The sequence below is a fragment of the Micromonospora sp. 15K316 genome (genome assembly GCF_004348525.1).
Lineage (GTDB): Bacteria > Actinomycetota > Actinomycetes > Mycobacteriales > Micromonosporaceae > Micromonospora.
The window spans coordinates 1-619 of sequence record NZ_SMKG01000445.1; the positions used below are offsets into that span (position 1 = coordinate 1).

Consider the following 619-nt stretch of genomic DNA (forward strand, 5'->3'; position numbering starts at 1 on the left):
GAGACGGGGGGAGCGATGGCGTGGGGGGTGCGGAGGTCGGCCGCGCCACCACGGCGGGCTCGGCAACTACGGCGGGCTCGGCAACCACGGCGGGCTCGGCCGCCACGGCCGGCTCGGGTGCGGGCGGTCCGGCGAGCTCGGTCGTGGTGGGCGGCGTGGACGCGGACTCGGGTAGCGGCGCGGTCGCGGTCGGCTGCCCGGCGCCAGAGGTGGCGGGCGGTGCGGGGACGCGGCGCGGTGGTTCCGCCGGCCCTGGCTCCGCTTCTGCGGGCCTGACGGCGGGCGGCGTGGACACCGGCGCGGCGGTGACGGATGGGTCGGACGCGGTGGGCCGCACGGGTCGATCGGTTTCTCCCGCGCGGGGCGTGGGCGGCCCCGGAACCGGGTGCGACGCCCCGACCGTGACACGGTCGCCGTCGCTCTCCGTGCCGGGCGTCGCCGGGTCCGTCGGCCGGGTGCCGGGCGTCCGCGTGCCCGGGGTCTGCGCCTCCGACGGCTCCGGCGTTGCCGGGGACGGCGGAGACGGAGCCGGGACGGGTCGCACCCACTCGGGCGCCGTGGAGACCGGGGCGGCGGACGGCGTGGCGACCGGGTCGGCGGGCGCTGCGGAGACCGGGGC

1 pseudogene is annotated in these 619 nt (G+C 80.9%); it reads left to right on the top strand.

The features are described 5' to 3' along the window. Positions 1-401: 401 nt before the first annotated feature. A pseudogene (locus E1211_RS33115) lies at positions 402-619 on the top strand (hypothetical protein); the annotation flags it as partial.